Here is a 17,115-nt window from a genome sequence, read left to right as displayed (position 1 = left end):
GGAGACTTCACTGTAATGCCGATGCCAGGGATGCCTAGAATGCTGCATGCCAATCCATCTCGTACTCCTCGTTCTGTTCGCCGCGCTCCTGCACGCCAGCTGGAACGCGCTGCTGCGCGGTGGCGCCGATCGGCTCTGGTCGATGACGATGATGTGCGTGGCCATCGCCATCGTCTGCGCCATCGCCGCCTCTTTCATGGCCCCGCCTGCACCTGAGAGCTGGGGTTACGCGCTGCTCTCGGCACTGCTGCATGTCGGCTACAACCTGTTTCTGGTACGCAGCTATCGGGTCGGCGATCTAGGGCAGATCTATCCGATTTCCCGTGGGTCGTCGCCAGCGCTGATCACCCTCGGCGCCGCGCTGTTTGCCGGCGAAACCATAACCCCCGGCGAACTGCTCGGCATTGGTCTGGTGTCCGGGGGGATCATCTCGTTGGCGTTCCGAGGGGCGCAGCCTGTCGGTGCCGAGCCTGCCATATGCGCTGGGTACCGGTTGTTTCATCGCCGCCTACAGCGTCGTCGATGGCATTGGCGCCGGGCTTTCCGGTGCGCCGCTCGCGTACACGGTGTGGATGAGCGCCCTGTGGGGTGTGTTGATGCCATTGGTGTATATCGGCCTGCGCGACGCCCGCAGTCTGTTTTCCGTGCGGCCCGGCATGCTCGCCGCAGTGGTAGGCGGGCTGGTTTCCTTACTGGCTTACGCAATTGTTATCTACGCGATGAACGAAGCGCCACTGGGCGCGGTGTCGGCCCTGCGCGAAACCAGCGTGCTGTTCGCGGCATTGCTCGGCTATTTGTTCCTCGGTGAAAAGCTCACCGTCCGCAGGATGCTGGCATGCGTGGTCATCGCCAGCGGCGCCATCATCATCGGCTGACATAGGCCAACTGCTCAGGAGAACGTCGCATGGATAAAGTCTCGCAAGCACCGCTGATTCTGATCACCGGCGGCAGTCGCGGAGTCGGCGCCGCCACCGCCCGACTCGCCGCCGCGCAAGGCTACGACGTCGCCATCAGCTACGTCGCCAACGAGTCTGCCGCTCTTGAGGTGATGGCGGATATCGAAGCGTTGGGGCGCAAAGGCATCGCGGTGCGTGCTGACAGTGCTGACCCCGAGCAGGTTGCTGAACTGTTCTCGGCCGTCGATCGCTCATTTGGACGGATCGACGTTCTGGTCAATAACGCAGGCGTTCTGGCAAAACAGTCACGCATGGAGGGCCTCAGCTTCGAACGCATGCAGCGCATCTTCGCAGTCAATGCTCTGGGGCCGATACTGTGCGCGCAGCAGGCGGTGAAGCGCATGTCTCTGCGCCACGGCGGAACGGGTGGCGTGGTGATCAATATTTCGTCTGCCTCCGCGCGCCTGGGCAGTCCCAATGAATACGTCGACTACGCAGCATCGAAAGGCGCGCTGGAAACTTTCACCATCGGCTTTGCCAAGGAAGTCGCGCGCGAGGGAATTCGGGTTAACTGCATTCGCCCGGGGCACATCTATACCGATATGCACGCCAGCGGCGGCGAGCCGGGGCGGGTGGATCGCGTGAAGGAGTCGATCCCGATGGGCCGGGGCGGTCAGCCGGAAGAGGTGGCGCGGGCCATCTTGTGGCTGGCCAGCGCGGAGGCTTCGTTTGTCACCGGGACTTTTCTGGATGTGACGGGTGGCAAGTAGGTCCGGCTACAGGCTATCCGGATCCCCAAAAAACATCTGAATCCGCGACCTCAACCACCGCTCCCCCGGATCATTATCCTGCGACCCACGCCAGGCCATGTGCAATTCAAAGGTCCGGGTCGGCAGCGGTGGATCTTCAGCCCGCAGACCGCCAGCTGCCGTCAGTGCCTCAGCCGTGTAATCCGGCACGGTCGCGACGATATCGGTGCCCGCCAGCAGCGTGCCCAGTCCGTTGAACTGTGGCACCGCGAGCACCACGTGCCGTTTGCGTCCGAGTTTTTCCAGTTCTTCATCGACAAAACCACTGAGGTCACCAGCAAACGACACCAGTGCATGCGGTCGGGCGCAGTAGTCGTCCAGGCTCAGCGGCCCCGGCACGGTGTCGGCGCGCAGCAGCTTCGGTGCGCTGCGGCGCAGGACCTTGCGCTTGGCGTTGGCCGGCAGGTCGGTGGTGTAGCTGACGCCAATCGAAATCTCGCCCGAGGCCAGCAGGCCCGGCATCAATATGTAGTTGACCCGCCGCACCACGAGGACAATGCCCGGTGCTTCGGCGCGCAGACGCTTGAGCAGCATGGGCAGCAGCGCGAATTCGACGTCGTCGGACAAACCGATGCGAAACACCGAGGTGCTGGTCGCCGGATCAAAATCGGCGGCACGACTGACGGCGGTCGAGATCGAATCAAGGGCAGGCGAGAGCAGGGCGAAGATTTCCACCGCGCGCGCGGAAGGTTCCATGCTGCGACCGGTGCGGACAAACAAGGGATCGTCAAACAGGCTGCGCAGGCGCGACAGCGCCGCACTGATAGCCGGTTGGCCGAGGAACAATTTTTCCGCGGCCCGAGTCACACTGCGTTCGTGCATCAATGTTTCGAACACGATCAGCAGGTTCAGGTCGACACGACGCAGGTCATTACGATTCATCTGGAGTCCTGGCAGAGTCATCAAACTTGACGAGGGCGGCCATATGAGAACAATGGCCGGCATGAATCTTACGGGGAAAGGCTGGTACTCTGCACCGGAAAATTCAGCTTTACTGCGACGGTGGCAGGCCTTTTTTCATGGATTTTGCCAATGCCGCCCTTGATGCGGAATCAATGACAGGCATGTCGACTATTAATAGCCACTGATGGTCTTGGGTCGAAAGCCCAGATAGAGTTCATGGCATTAGAGGTTACTTTGACGAGGTTTGCGATGTCCCGCACGATCCGTTTTCACAAGTTTGGTCCGGCCGAGGTGCTCAAATGCGAAGAGCATGCGGCTGCTCAGCCAGGTCCTGGCGAAGTGCAGGTGCGTGTCGAGGCAATCGGCATCAGTTGGTACGACACCCTGTGGCGCCAGAATCTGGCGTCGTCCCAGGCACGTCTGCCTTCTGGCCTCGGTCATGAAATGGCTGGCGTGGTCACTGCGGTGGGCGCTGATGTCGAAGACCTGTCCGTCGGCGACAAAGTGGCCAGTTTTCCCGCGGAAAGCCCGAACGACTATCCGGTTTACGGCGAGTCGATCGTTCTGCCGCGCACCGCGCTGACCCGTTATCCCGATGTGCTCAGCCCGATCGAAGCGAGCGTGCATTACACGCCGCTGCTGATCGCCTACTTCGCTTATGCCGATCTGGCGCGGGTCAAACCGGGTCAATTTGCGCTGGTGACTGACGCCAGCCACTGCGCCGGCCCGTCGTTTGTGCAATTGGGCAAGGCGCTGGGTGTGCGAGTGATCGCGGCCACCAAATCGGCGGAGGAGCGGGAGTACCTGCTGTCCCTCGGTGCGGAGAAGGTCATCGTCACCGAAGAGGAAGATCTGTTGATGCGTATCAACAAGATCACCGACAACCGCGGCGTAGATGTGGTGTTCGATGGTCTTGGCGGTCCGCAGATGTCGTTGCTCGGCGATGTGCTGGCGCCACGCGGCAGTCTGGTGCTGTACGGGCTGCAAGGTGGTAACCAGACCCCGTTCCCGGCGTGTGCGGCGTTTCAGAAGAATATCCAGTTCTTCGTGCACTGCATCGGCAATTTCACCGGCAAGCCGGAGCTGGGCATTGTCCAGGACCACGTCGCTCTGCAGCGTGCTTTGCGTGACATCAACCAGTTGACCGCTGACCGCGTGCTTTTGCCGCTCAAGACTCGTGTATTCCCGTTCAACGAGTTCGTCGAAGCGCATCGCTACATGGACGAATGCCCATGCCGCGAGCGAGTGGCCCTGCAAGTGGAAACCGCGTAAATCCGCTCATCAGAGTCCGTGGCCCCCACGGACTCTTTTCTGTTTATTCCCTTCGCTGTCAGTAAACCCTCCCCGATATCGAAGCATTGGCCTTTTCAGCAACTGAACTGGTTTTTGCCGTTCATCTGTATCTTCTAATCACACTATAAGCACTGATAATTGAATGATTACTTTCATCTCAAGGAATGAGCTATGGCTGTGCATTCAATTTGTCCGAGGCAATATCAAATGGCTGGCTCAGCTGGCTTCGTCAATTTCTGTTTAATTGCTGTAGGGCGATTCGGAAGTTGCTTCTCTTTTTCTTGTAATGATTTGACGTGGGACGTTGTGGGAAGTTTCCTCAGAACATTGTTGAGTGGCGAAAGGCCAATGAATACGGGTGGTTGAGCGTCCAGCCTGGCATCTGGAATGCTTTGTTCAGGTGAAGTGTTTCAAATAACTACAACTTTGTAAGTGTTAGCATTTCAGCGTCTATTACTTATTGATCCAATTGCCGCGCGCCTACTGTCATGTCTGTGCGGCATGAAACTTTTGATACCGGGTAAATACCGATGAGCACGATCCATGATCAGGCAATGAACTATGTCTATCAGCAAGTATTGCAGCGTTTGCTGAGTTTCTTTTCCCGAGCCGAGCGCACGGCATTGCAATTGCTGATACAGCGCCTGGTGGTGGCCGCTGGCGGCATGGAAAACATCGGGCAGTTCAAGGTGCTGGTGCCTCAGTCCGGCCTGCGGGACGGCTGCTATACCCTGGCCTTGCTCCGGGCCGCTCAGTTGACTATTGCCGGCCGTGCTCCGGCGACCTTTCAGCTGCGCGTGGCTTCCCTGCGCTGGAATGGCGACAGCCCGCTCGCCCTGCAAAACCTGCATCGCAGCTACAGCGCGCTATTCCTTTATGACGATCCGCGGGTCGAGGTGCTGATGGTGGATAACCGCGAGGTCCTGCCGTTCGACCATCGCACGCCTGTCAGCAATGAAGGGCGCGAGGCCAGCCGGGTCAATCTGCTGCTGGTGGGGCACTGTCGCACCTGGCTGGAAACGCCTGAATTATGGGATGACGCCTACCTGGCGACGGCCGAGTACTACAGCCAGATCGCGCGCTGGAACAACGGCGTCGATGCCATGATCAGCACCGAAACCAAAGGCAGTCAGCAGCATTTCCTCGAAGGCCTGAACCGCGCGATGCAGCGAGTGGCAATACCGGCTCCAGGCCTGGTCAATGCCGGATTCGAAACGCTTTTTCCTCTGCTCGACGAGCTCGGTGATGACTTTTACCGGGAACTGCGTGCCGATGATGACCGGACCGTGTGGCGACCGGAAGGTGAATTCGAAGCCTGCCGGCGCACCAGTTTTATCGACATCAACGACATGATGGTCGGCAAGCTCGAGGACCGCTGGCCGCTGTTGGGCGAGTTTCTCGGTTATGAACCTGATGATCTGGTGCTATACCAAGGCGAAGCGGTGTTTGCTGATCCTCTGATCTCGGCACATGTGCGAGGTTTGTACGCACGGTTCATCGAGGGGCGCGCCTATGAGGCGGGCATCGACGATTACGTCCGGCACACGCTGGCCGACATGCGGCGAAAGCAGGTTGCCGAAACCGTCTGCGAGCACTTGCTGGCCAGCTACGACAACGCCGGCGGGCCAGAACAACTGCGGATGCTTGCCGAGGATTACCTCAGCAATGGTTTCGGATTGACCGAAACGCAGTTGGCGTGCCTGCTGTTTGCGCCGTTCATCGACAACGGCAAAGGTCTCGAACGCTTCCTGCGCAACTGTCATCCCGGCATGCTGGTCGCCATGCCGGACCTGCACCGCGCCATGCAGGGTCTGCACGCACCCGAGCAGGTGATGAAGTGGCTGACGGAAGTCAGCGGTTTGCCAGTCAGGCTGTTGAACCGCCTGTATGCGATGGGTCCTGTGCAGATTGATGCACCTGCGCAATTCTCCTCGGAGAGTTCGGGTTCGGACGAGGCGCGTTCGGCTGCGCCGTTCGAGCGGTCGACGGAGCGCTGACGGTGAGCCAGAGCCTGGATTGTGAACCAATATCTACGGAAATGAGGGTGTGAAGGGCGCGCGGGACAACGACTTTGTTTATCAGGCAGTTTATCGATATCTGACAACGCTGATTGATGCTGCCGGAGGTGGTGGGGCGGTACGCATGCCTTCCTTGCGACAACTGGCGGACCGGCTGAATGTCTCCATCTCAACTGTGCAATACGCCTATTCGCTTCTGGAAAAGGAAGGCCGGGTCTATTCGATCGCCAAGTCAGGGTATTACGCGCAAGCGCAGTTCAGCATGGATGCACCCGGCAACGGCAATGACCTGCTGGAGACCCTGTACGTCAACGCCAGGGCGTCCCGGGATGTGTGTGTTGAGTGCTGACGAACCGGCCTCGCTGCAACCGTTGGACAGTCCGTTGCTGACCTCGGAACGTGAGCTCTTGCGTCAATACCCGCGTCAGTTGCAGACATTCGTGCAGCCTTGCGGTGAACTGGAACTGCGGGTTGCGCTGGCGGCGCGGTATACCAGCTCGACAGAGCACTTCTGGCACGCCGATGACATTTATATCGGTGCTGATCTGCGCGGGGTCCTGGAGATTCTGATTTCGGTGCTTGGATTGCGTCAGGCCACCGTGATTGTCGAATCACCGTGCGACTGGGTCATCCTGCGCCTGCTCGAGTCGTGCGGAGTACGCGTGATCGAGTGGCCATTGCTTGCCCGAGGCGTGCTCGATCTGTCGGCACTCGAATCACTGCTGAAGAACGAGCCGGTTCGTTTGATCCTGCTGTCTTCCGTGCTGAGCATGCCCCAAGGCAACGGTTTCACTCGCGAGTGTCAGCAGGCCACGGCGCAGTTGCTCAATCATCATGGCGTCTGGGTACTGGAAAACGACTGCTACAGCGAGCTTGACGAGCGCAATGATTCGCAGCGTTTGCGCAGTTGGCTCGATCCTGATCGTCTGCTGGTGTTTTCCACTTTCGAGAAATTCATCGGCGCCGAAGCACCATTCGGCTTTGTCTTGTCGCGTCACTGGCGCGAGGAATTGCAGCGCCATTTTCTGCTGCGGGCGTTTCGCTTGTCGCCCATTCGCCAAAAGGCGATTGCGCGGCTGTTGAATGGCGGACGGCTTGATCAGCATTTATTCGTGTTGCGGCGAATGCTGGGTGAGCGGCGAGCCGTGTTGATTCAGGTACTGCGCGAACGTCTGGGCGATACCCTGCAGATTGTCGAGCCGCAGGGCGGGGCGACGGTGTGGGTGCGTTCGTTACGCCCGGTCGACATGGCAAGCGTCTTTCATCGCCTGCTCAAGCAACAGATCATCGTGGCGCCGGGCGAGCTGTTCAGTCTGCAGGGCTTGCACGCGGACCATCTGCGTTTGAGCGCGCTGAACCATGGCGAGCGGGATTTGCCGAGTGTCATCGGCTTGCTCGGCGATGCCTTGCGCCTGTCGCCCGGTCAATAACGTTAAAAAACATCGGGCGAGTTTCGGATACATCCCGTCGCACAGTGGTCAAACTGCCAGTAAACTGCGCTGCATTTCCTGAACCACTCCGATTTCAGAGGTTTTTGCATGACACTCAGTCCTTTTGCGGGCAAACCGGCACCGGCAGAACTGTTGGTCGACATCCCGCGACTGGTTACGGCCTATTACACCGGCCAGCCTGATGCATCGATTTCTACCCAGCGAGTGGCGTTCGGCACGTCCGGCCACCGCGGCAGTTCGTTCGATTTAAGTTTCAACGAATGGCACGTTCTGGCCATCAGCCAGGCGATCTGCCTGTATCGCGAAGCCCAGGGCATCACCGGCCCGCTGTTCGTCGGCATCGACACCCATGCATTGTCGACCCCGGCCGGCGCCAGCGCGCTGGAAGTCCTCGCCGCCAACGGCGTCACCGTGATGATCGCCGAAGGCGATGAGTACACGCCGACCCCGGCAGTTTCTCACGCCATTCTCTGCTACAACCGCGGTCGCACCTCCGGCCTGGCGGACGGTATCGTCATCACGCCGTCGCACAACCCGCCACAGAGCGGTGGCTACAAATACAACCCAACCAACGGTGGCCCGGCCGATACCCACATCACCAAGTGGATCGAAGCCAAGGCCAACGAGCTGCTGGCGAACAAACTGGCCGGGGTTAAACGCATCAGCTACGAGCAGGCGCTCAAGGCCAGCACCACCCATCGCCACGATTACTTGAACACTTATGTCGCCGACCTGATCAACGTCATCGACTTCGATGCCATCCGCGACGCCAAGCTGCGTCTGGGTGTCGATCCGCTGGGCGGAGCAGGGGTGCGCTACTGGTCGGCCATTGCCGAACACTATCGTCTCGACCTGGAAGTGGTGAATAAACAGGTCGATTCAACGTTCCGTTTCATGACCGTCGACTGGGACGGTCAGATCCGCATGGACCCATCGTCCAGCCACGCGATGCAGGGCCTGATCGGCCTGAAAGAGCGTTTCGACGTGGCGTTTGCCTGCGACCCGGATCACGACCGCCACGGCATCGTCACGCCGTCCGGTGGTTTGCTCGCGCCGAACAACTATCTGGCGGTATCCATCGACTACCTGTTCCAGAACCGTCCGCAATGGCGCGCTGATGCCGCTGTCGGCAAAACCGTGGTCAGCAGCGGCCTGATCGACCGCGTGGCCAAGCGCCTGGGCCGTCGTCTCTACGAAGTGCCGGTCGGTTTCAAATGGTTCGCCGATGGCCTGTTCGATGGTTCGCTGGGTTTTGGCGGTGAAGAGAGTGCTGGCGCTTCGTTCCTGCGCAAGGATGGCGGCGTATGGAGCACCGACAAGGACGGTCTGATTCCTGCCTTGCTCGCCGCTGAAATGACGGCGCGCACCGGGCGCGATCCAAGCCAGGCCTACCGCGCGCTGACCGACGAACTGGGCGAACCGTTCTCGGTACGCGTCGACGCCAAGGCCAACCCTGAGCAGAAGGCACTGCTGAGCAAGCTGGCGCCGGAGCAGGTCACCTCGACCGAGCTGGCAGGCGAGAAGATCCAGAGCATCCTCAGCCATGCACCGGGCAACGATCAGGCCATTGGTGGTCTGAAAGTCATGACCGAAAACGGCTGGTTCGCCGCGCGCCCTTCGGGCACTGAAGACATCTACAAGATCTACGCCGAAAGCTTCCTCGGCGACGACCACCTCAAGCAACTGGTGGCCGAGGCGCAAACTTTGGTAGATGGCGCCATTTCCAGCAAATGATGCGCACATGAAAAAGGGCAACCGTAATGGTTGCCCTTTTTTATTGCCTTGCCGATCAAGCCAGGTCGACCAGTACGATCTCGCTGTCCTCGATCGCCGTGACCGTCAGCACTTGCTCATGGGCTACCGCCACACCGTCACGCGCTTGGGCACGCAAGCCATTGACCTCGATCACGCCGGTGGCCGGAACCAGATAGGCGCGACGCCCTTCGTCGAGCCGGTATTCGGCGGTTTCACCGGCCTTGATGTTCGCCGCCACCAGGCGCGCATTGGCGCGAATGTGCAGGCTTTCATCGTCGCCGTCCTTGCCGCTGGCCAATGTGACAAAACCTTCGCGCTCGCCTTTGGGAAACGGTTTGGCGCCCCACGACGGCGGCGCACCGGTTTCGGTCGGCAGAATCCAGATCTGGAAGATCTTGGTTTCCTTGTCTTCTAGGTTGTACTCGCTGTGGGCGATGCCGGTGCCGGCACTCATCACTTGTACGTCACCGGCTTCGGTGCGGCCCTTGTTGCCCAAATTGTCCTGGTGCGTGATGGCACCTTCACGCACGTAAGTGATGATTTCCATGTCGCGGTGCGGATGCTGCGGGAAACCGGTGCCTGCGGCGATGATGTCGTCGTTCCACACGCGCAAATTGCCCCAGCTCATACGCTGCGGATCGTAGTATTCAGCAAACGAAAAGTGGTGATGCGCGTCCAGCCAGCCATGATGGGCGCCGCCCAGCGAGCTGAAGGGTCTGAGTTCAAGCATGATCGTCTCCTTAAATTAGGTTCGTCAGGGGGCGGGCCCCGTGGTTGATGACGACGATCATCTATCAGCCAATCATCGATAAAAAGCGCAAAAACTGCCGCATCATGATCAGGTTATTTGATAGGAATTTGCCTCAAAATCGTCTCATCCGACTTTCAATTCGTCGCCTAAACCGATGACCTGTAAGCATTTCGCTAGAACTCATCAGCAAATCCAGACACCATAGCCGCCACAGCCTCACACCCTGGAGTCCGTCAGCGTGGCGCAACACACCCCCGATCTTCCCCCTGAACTTCGTCCACTGGCCGAGATGCCTTGGTTCAAGCGTCTGGCCGCGCGATTCTTTGGTCACGGGTTGACCAAGCTGCGCGCCCAACACCGGGCATCGTGGCTGCACGGGCAAGCCGACGGATTTCGCAGCGGGCACACCGCCGGCGTCGAATATGGTTTCAGGGAGGGCAAGCTTGAGGGTCTGGAGGAAGGCCGCCAGGTTCTGCTGATTCGCGACAGCCGCAACACCGAGCATCGGCCGCCCAGCGTCGATAACCACCTGTTCGATGACTGGCGCCTGCCGCTCACCGCCGAATTGAAAAAACGCATCAAGGCTGACGTCGCTCGTTTGCTCCCGGCCCACGCCCAGCCCAGCGCCGCGCAATGGAAAATGATCTTCAGCGATACGCCGTCCACCTCGGTGGTCGCCGGTGCGGGCGCCGGCAAGTCGACCACGCTGGTGCTGCGCATTCTGTTACTCAGCCATTATCTGGGTTTTGAGCTGGATTCGATGACTGTGGTGACCTTCACCCGTGAATCGCGCAAGGACTTCATCAACAAGCTCATCGAAATATTCACGCTGTGGGGTCAGCCGTTGAACCTCAAGCAGGCGCGCGAACTGGTGCGAACCTTCCACTCGCGCATCCTGCCGATGGTGCGCAGCCTGCCGGGTTTCGAGCGCTTGCAGGCCTTCGAGAACCTCAGCGATCGCCCGCAAAGTGGCGCAGAGGAGGTCGACAGCAATCCGTTTGACCTGCGGATCAACGACGCGCAACGGCAGCAACTCAATGCCTGCTACCACCGCTTGTTCAACGAGGATGAGCGTTTCCGCCAATTGATCCAGCCGCTGTCCCGCGCGGGTTTGCAATTAAAGGAACTGGAACGCGACCACCCCGATGTGCAGAAACGCATGGCGGTCACCGAACTGGCGGCCAAGCGCGATGAAGAGCTCTGCGATGTGATTGAAGATTTATGGTTTCGTGCAGGGGCGTGGCCCATTAAAGGCATCGAGCCGAATCGGCAGGCCTTCGAAATCAATGGCTCGAAGTTCCACGCTCACGGCTATATTCCCAGCCTCGATGCCTGGGTGGTGCTCGGCTTTGATCCCAAGGAAAACGCCCAGCTGACCCGACCCAACGCCAAGCTGAGTGTCCGTGCAGAGTGGGCGGTCAAGCGCACCCTGTTTCAAGCTTTCTGCCGTAAGCCATTGATATGGATGGATAGTTACGAGTCATCCAGGCGCGTTCTTGCGACGTTGGCCGGAGATGCTAGCGCCGGTCCCGGATTTGATTACAAGGTCAAGGGCGAGCTGGCATCCTCGCCATTGCTGGACTGTTTTGTCGCCGCGGCGGGCTTCATCGAAAACCTCGGCCTGGATGTGCCGGACGCGGTCAGCCGGATGAGCTTCGCCAAGGACGATCCTGATCGTTTTTTCTTTGAGGCCCTGAGCCTGTTCTGGCGCGCATTTGAAGATCACCTGCTGGATCAGAAACCGCCAGTGATGACCTACAACCGCATGTTCGCGTTGTTCAGCGAACACTCGCCGGACAACCTCAAGCTGCTCAGCGATGAGTTGCTGCGGCCGATGGCGCATTTGATGATCGACGAATTCCAGGACGTATCGCCGCAGATCGTTTCGTGGATTCGCGCCAGCCTCAATGAAATCCGCAGCCGTGGCCCGGCCATGCACGTTGGGCGAGGGGCGCAGCGGTCGTCGCTATTGTGCGTCGGTGATGACTGGCAGTCGATTTACGGCTGGCGCGGCAGTTCTCCGAGTTACTTCATGGAGTTCAACAAGGAATTTCCGTCGCCGAGCACCACGCGGGTCATGCTCAGTGACAACTACCGCAGCCACCAGCACATCATCGACGCCGCTGAACACATTGTCCGTGCAGCGCCGGCGATCGCAGGCAAGAAGGCCAAGGCCAGTGGTGAGCCCAAGCCGCTTCACCCGGTAAACGTGCTTGAACGGGATGATGAAGCATTGGGGCAGCGCCTGGCCGAGCATTACCGGCGGGGAGATTCAATCCTGATGCTCTATCGAAAAAGCAGCGATAAGTTATTGATTGAGCAGCATATTCAGCCTGTACTTAACGTGGATTCGAGCTTGCCCTATGAGGCGCGGCGGCTGAAACAGCTGACCTATCACAGCGCCAAAGGCTTGCAGGCTGATGCGGTATTCCTGCTGGGTGATTGTCAGCATCTGACCAGTTCTCCGTACAAGAACCAGGTGTATCGCATGGCGGGATTGGGCAAAAGTGGCGATAGCGAGCCGTACGACAATGCGCAAAAAGACGAAATCCTGCGCCTTGCCTACGTTGGTATCACGCGCGCCGTCAGCCATTGCTACTGGTACGTCGAACCGCAGGAAACCCAAGCGGTAAACATGCCGAGGGCATCGGATCGAGTTGCCAAGGGCAAGCCGTTCTTCGTCGATCATCGAACCGAGGAGGCCAGCGCCTGATCAATAAAAAAGCCCGCATCGCTGCGGGCTTTTTGTTTTAAATCAGGCGGTTATGCGTAGTTCTTGAGAGATTCCGGAGGAGTGAAAGCTTCCAGCTCATCTTCGATGGCCTCGATGATGCGCTCGACGTCCGCCGCGTTCATCACCGTTGCGCAGGGAATGCCAGCGATGGCGATCATGGTTTCGCCGCTGGCACGATCAAACAGACGGGCGATCAGGCTGCCCGGCGCATCCATCGTCGCCTCGAAACCCATGGGATGGAAATGCCAGCGCATCAGCTGGCAAGCGTTTGGAAAGGTGACTTTGCTGAACCCTTTATTCATGGTGTTGCCCGCCTGCTTCATCGAGCGCTTCCTTTTGCTCATGTTAGGTGGGAAGAGCCTTCATTGGCTCAACCAGTGCTTGAGCTTTAAAAGTAGCATCCGTGTGTGAAAAAACTGTGAGTTTTTTCAGTCCGTTTAGCGATTGATTCGCATTTTTTGATGTAAGTCACTGGCTCATCGATTATCGCCAAAACGCCACCATGGATTTTTCATTGAAGCGGCAGAGGAAGTTGGGCAAGCTCGGTTCTTTTTCGCCGAGCCGCTTATGCACGCCGATGAAGACGGCCCAGAACAGACCCAGGCCACGGCCGCCACGGTCATGCGCTATCACCTGAGCTGGAAACACCGGGATCTGGACAGCGTCATGGCGCTTTATCACGCCGATATCCAGTACAACGATTTCTTTCAGAATCGCGTACTCAGACTGGATGAGTTACGCGAGTACGTGCGCGTGAGCATGCCGCGAGAATCCGACGAACTGCTCGAGCATTGCGACCGCATTCGGGTGGATGGCAATACCGCGTTCATTCAGTACGAAGTGACCTTGCGTGGCGGCGATGGTTTGGTGTCGTTCCGTTCCAGCGAAGCGATCACGGTCAAGGACGGCCTGATATGGCGCGTCAATGAATACGCCTCGCTGGTGCGTACCCAAACCGACGGCAGTTCGGCACCGAGCCGTCCGGCGGTCAGTCGTCTCGGTCTGTCACCGCGCCAACTGAGCTTCATGGCCGAAGACCTGCAGCAGTATTTCGAGAAGCAGCAGCCTTATCTGGACCCTGAGCTTGACCTGCAAAGGGTGGCGAAGGAGTGCGGGTACAGCCGCAATCAGATTTCCTATCTGCTCAATCAGGTACTCGGGCAAAGCTTTTATCGCTACGTCAACCAGGCGCGCCTGCAGCATTTGCTGCGTGCACTGGACAGCGCCGCACCGCCATTGCGCGTCGACGAGTTGGCGTTTGCCGCCGGTTTCAATTCGCTGTCGGCGTTTTACAAATGCTTTCGCGATCACACCGGCCAGTCGCCCAAGGCCTACGCCAAACAAATTTCTCTGCGGGCACGCGCGCAAGACATCCACTGAAGGCAGCCACTAGGATCGACGCCATCGAAGGTTTTCAGTGGCGGAGTCTGGCATGTCGGCGTGGCGCACGATCAGTTTGTGGATGGATCAGCTCGATGAGCCGCTGCTGGCGCGCCCTGCGTTGGAGCGGGATCTGGATGTCGACGTGGCGATCATCGGCGCCGGTTACACCGGACTGTGGACGGCGTACTACCTGAAAAAACAGGCGCCCGGCCTGGATATCGCCATCATCGAGGCGCAAACCGCCGGGTTCGGTGCGTCCGGACGCAATGGCGGCTGGCTGATGGGGAATTTGCTGGGCGAGGATCGCTTGCTCGCAGGCTTATCGCCGCAGCAACGGCGGGCGTCGTTTGATCTGCTGCACAGCATTCCTGATGAAGTAGAGATCGTCGTTGAACGCGAAGGCATCGACTGCGATTACCGCAAGGGCGGGGTGCTTTATTGTGCTGCGCGCTACCCAGAGCAGGAAACCGTTCTGCGCGATTACCTGAGCAAGCTGCATGCCCAAGGTCTGACTGACGACGATTACCGCTGGCTGAGTCCCGAGCAACTGGCTCAGCAGATCCGCGTAGCCAAGCCCTACGGCGGCATCTTCGCTCCCCATGTCGCGACCATTCACCCGGCGAAACTGGTCCGTGGCCTGGCGCGGACCGTGCAGCAGATGGGCGTGAAAATCTACGAAAACAGCCCGGTTACCCACTGGCAAACTGGCAGTTTGCGCACCGCCAAGGCCAGCGTGCGCAGCCGCTGGATCGTCCCGGCCGTAGAAGGCTATTCGGTGACGTTGCCGCCGCTGGGCCGCTATCAGCTGCCGGTGCAAAGCCTGATCGTCGCCACCGAGCCGCTGTCCGCCGCGACCTGGGACGAAATCGGCCTGAATCGTGGGCAAGCCTTCAGTGAGTTCAGCCGTCAAGTCACCTATGGCCAGCGCAGTGCCGACAACCGCCTGATTTTCGGCGCCCGTGGCGGTTATCAGTTCGCCGGCAAGCTACGCCATGACTTCAACCTCACTCGCGATGAAGTCGAGTTGCGCCGCTATCTGTTCGGCGAACTGTTCCCGCAGCTGAAAAACGTGCAAATCACCCACGCCTGGGGCGGCAACCTCGGCATGTCGCGCCATTTCAAGCCGCACATGCTTTGCGACCGCGCCAACGGCATCGCGCTATCGGGCGGTTACGGCGGCGAGGGCGTCGGCGCCAGCAACCTTGGCGGGCGCACCCTGGCCGATCTGATTCTCGAGCGCGACAGCGAGCTGACCCAACAACCGTGGGTCCTGCCCGACGGTGGCATTCACGCGCTGCGTGCCTGGGAGCCAGAGCCATGCCGCTGGCTCGGCTACAACGCGATCATCAAAAGTTTCGTGCATGAAGACCAGACGCTGGCCAATCCGGCGACTGCGCCCTGGCGGCGCAAGCTCGCCAGCCAAGTCGCCGGGTTCATGGAAGGTTTCATGCACTAAACGCCGTTTCCCTCAATAAACAGGTCACGTCATGAGCATCACCCAATTCAAGAACACCGCCGCGCTCGAACTCGAGGAGTCCAACCCGGTCGCCGTGCCCCTCGGCGAGCCCGTCGCAATTGCCTCGACCACCAGCGTCGAGCGCGATGACGGCGTTGAAACCGGCGTCTGGGAATGCACCCCGGGCCGCTGGCGGCGGCAGATCACCGCGCAGGAGTTCTGCCATTTCATTTCCGGGCGCTGCACCTTCACCCCCGACGGTGGCGGCGAAACCCTGCACATACAAGGCGGCGACGCACTGATGTTGCCAGCCAACACGCTCGGGATCTGGGATATCCAGGAAACCGTGCGCAAGAGCTACGTGCTGATTTTCTGATTGTTCGATCCTTTGATTGCCTGCCAACAAAAAAAGCCCATACAGGAATCGCCCCATGATCCAGAAAACCCTCGCATTGGCGCCGCTGCTGCTGGCCGCTTCCGTCAGTCACGCGGCCGAGACGGTCAAGGTCTACAACTGGTCCGACTACATCGCCCCGGACACCACGAAGAATTTCCAGAAAGACACGGGCATCGGCGTCACCTACGACGTCTACGACAGCAACGAAACCCTCGACGGCAAATTGATGACCGGCAAATCCGGTTACGACGTGGTGTTCCCGTCGAACCACTTCATGGCGCGGCAGATTCAGGGTGGGGCGCTGAAGAAACTCGACAAGAGTCAGTTGCCGAACTGGAAGAACCTCAACCCGGCACTGCTCAAAGCCTTGCAGACCAACGACCCGAACAACGAGCACGGTTTCCCTTATCTGTGGGGCAGCACCGGCATCGGCTACAACATCGCCAAGGTCAAAGCGGTGCTGGGCGACGACGCGCCGGTGGATTCCTGGGATCTGATCTTCAAACCCGAATACATGGAAAAACTGCAAAAGTGCGGCGTGGCGATCCTCGACAACGGCCCGGAACTGCTCCCGGCGGCACTTAACTACCTCGGCCTGCCACACCACAGCAAGAATCCCGAAGACTACAAAAAAGCCGAAGCTTTGCTGATGAAAGTGCGGCCCTACGTCAGCTACTTCCATTCCTCGAAGTACACCAGTGACCCGGCCAACGGCGACATCTGCGTAGCAGTCGGCTTTTCCGGCGACATCCTGCAAGCGGAGAACCGCGCCAAGGAAGCCAAGAACGGCGTCGAGATCGGTTACGCGATTCCCAAGGAAGGGGCGGCCATCTGGTTCGACATGGTCGCCATGCCCGCCGACGCACCGGACGAAAAGGCCGGCTACGCCTTCATGAACTACCTGCTGCGCCCCGATGTCATGGCCGGCATCACCAATTACGTGCATTACGCCAATGGCAACGAACAGGCGGACACGCTCATCGATCCGGCGATCAAGAACGACACCAAGGTTTACCCGAGTGCGGAAATGATGGGCAAGCTGTTCGCGCTGGAAGCGATGCCGCTGAATATCGACCGGATCCGGACGCGGGTTTGGAACAAGATTCGTACCGGCAGCTGAGTTTTTTCAGGCCAACGTACAAGACCCCTGTGGGAGCGAGCCTGCTCGCGAAGCGGTTTGTCATTCGACTCTTATGTTGACTGGCTTGGCGCCTTCGCGAGCAGGCTCGCTCCCACATTTGTTATTCAATGAATCAGCATAGTTGATAT

At 59.2% G+C, this 17,115-nt stretch carries 12 protein-coding genes and 2 pseudogenes; 11 read left to right on the top strand and 3 right to left on the bottom strand.

Annotation, left to right across the window (positions count from 1 at the left end; genetic code table 11):
* The first annotated feature begins 46 nt into the window (after positions 1-46).
* Positions 47-875, top strand: a pseudogene (locus tag AB4O12_RS09070) (EamA family transporter).
* A gap of 29 nt (positions 876-904) precedes the next feature.
* Positions 905-1,666: an SDR family oxidoreductase gene (locus AB4O12_RS09065; RefSeq protein ID WP_460061497.1), complete on the top strand. Its 762-nt coding sequence runs from the start codon at positions 905-907 to the stop codon at positions 1,664-1,666.
* 6 nt (positions 1,667-1,672) lie between these two features.
* Here AB4O12_RS09065 and AB4O12_RS09060 read toward each other — a convergent pair whose 3' ends face one another.
* Positions 1,673-2,587, bottom strand: coding sequence for a LysR family transcriptional regulator (locus AB4O12_RS09060; protein ID WP_016774850.1), 915 nt, complete (start codon positions 2,585-2,587; stop codon positions 1,673-1,675).
* A gap of 270 nt (positions 2,588-2,857) precedes the next feature.
* Here AB4O12_RS09060 and AB4O12_RS09055 point away from each other — a divergent pair, with 270 nt between their 5' ends.
* The 4 genes and pseudogenes from AB4O12_RS09055 to pgm all read left to right on the top strand — a co-directional run bounded on the left by AB4O12_RS09055 (position 2,858) and on the right by pgm (position 9,104).
* Positions 2,858-3,880, top strand: coding sequence for a zinc-dependent alcohol dehydrogenase family protein (locus tag AB4O12_RS09055; protein ID WP_095180096.1), 1,023 nt, complete (start codon positions 2,858-2,860; stop codon positions 3,878-3,880).
* 551 nt (positions 3,881-4,431) lie between these two features.
* A complete protein-coding gene (locus AB4O12_RS09050) occupies positions 4,432-5,898 on the top strand; it encodes a hypothetical protein (protein ID WP_460061494.1) in 1,467 nt (488 codons plus the stop codon).
* Positions 5,899-5,947: 49 nt separating this feature from the next.
* Positions 5,948-7,349, top strand: a pseudogene (locus AB4O12_RS09045) (aminotransferase-like domain-containing protein).
* Positions 7,350-7,457: 108 nt separating this feature from the next.
* Positions 7,458-9,104, top strand: coding sequence for a phosphoglucomutase (alpha-D-glucose-1,6-bisphosphate-dependent) (gene pgm / locus AB4O12_RS09040; protein WP_095180093.1), 1,647 nt, complete (start codon positions 7,458-7,460; stop codon positions 9,102-9,104).
* A gap of 55 nt (positions 9,105-9,159) precedes the next feature.
* On the opposite strand, the gene AB4O12_RS09035 is transcribed toward pgm, so the two are convergent.
* Complete coding sequence (locus AB4O12_RS09035) at positions 9,160-9,855, bottom strand: pirin family protein (protein ID WP_016774845.1); 696 nt, start codon at positions 9,853-9,855, stop codon at positions 9,160-9,162.
* Between the two features lie 259 nt (positions 9,856-10,114).
* On the opposite strand from AB4O12_RS09035, the gene AB4O12_RS09030 reads away from it, so the two are divergent.
* Positions 10,115-12,589: a UvrD-helicase domain-containing protein gene (locus tag AB4O12_RS09030; protein ID WP_460061491.1), complete on the top strand. Its 2,475-nt coding sequence runs from the start codon at positions 10,115-10,117 to the stop codon at positions 12,587-12,589.
* 50 nt (positions 12,590-12,639) lie between these two features.
* On the opposite strand, the gene AB4O12_RS09025 is transcribed toward AB4O12_RS09030, so the two are convergent.
* Positions 12,640-12,912: a DUF1652 domain-containing protein gene (locus AB4O12_RS09025; RefSeq protein WP_041480416.1), complete on the bottom strand. Its 273-nt coding sequence runs from the start codon at positions 12,910-12,912 to the stop codon at positions 12,640-12,642.
* A 265-nt stretch (positions 12,913-13,177) separates the two neighbouring features.
* Between AB4O12_RS09025 and AB4O12_RS09020 the strand changes: the two genes are divergently transcribed.
* Genes AB4O12_RS09020 through AB4O12_RS09005 form a run of 4 tightly spaced genes read left to right on the top strand, consistent with a single transcriptional unit; the run spans position 13,178 to position 16,966 of the window.
* Positions 13,178-13,990 (top strand): AraC family transcriptional regulator, encoded by an 813-nt coding sequence (locus AB4O12_RS09020; RefSeq protein WP_460061489.1) that lies wholly within the window; start codon positions 13,178-13,180, stop codon positions 13,988-13,990.
* A gap of 52 nt (positions 13,991-14,042) precedes the next feature.
* A complete protein-coding gene (locus AB4O12_RS09015; RefSeq protein WP_460061486.1) occupies positions 14,043-15,449 on the top strand; it encodes an NAD(P)/FAD-dependent oxidoreductase in 1,407 nt (468 codons plus the stop codon).
* 31 nt (positions 15,450-15,480) lie between these two features.
* Positions 15,481-15,825, top strand: coding sequence for a cupin domain-containing protein (locus tag AB4O12_RS09010; RefSeq protein ID WP_252867673.1), 345 nt, complete (start codon positions 15,481-15,483; stop codon positions 15,823-15,825).
* Between the two features lie 55 nt (positions 15,826-15,880).
* Positions 15,881-16,966: a polyamine ABC transporter substrate-binding protein gene (locus AB4O12_RS09005; protein WP_460061484.1), complete on the top strand. Its 1,086-nt coding sequence runs from the start codon at positions 15,881-15,883 to the stop codon at positions 16,964-16,966.
* Positions 16,967-17,115: the final 149 nt, after the last annotated feature.

This window comes from Pseudomonas sp. S2_A05 (assembly GCF_054668485.1).
This window is presented reverse-complemented; position numbering and strand designations above follow the sequence as displayed.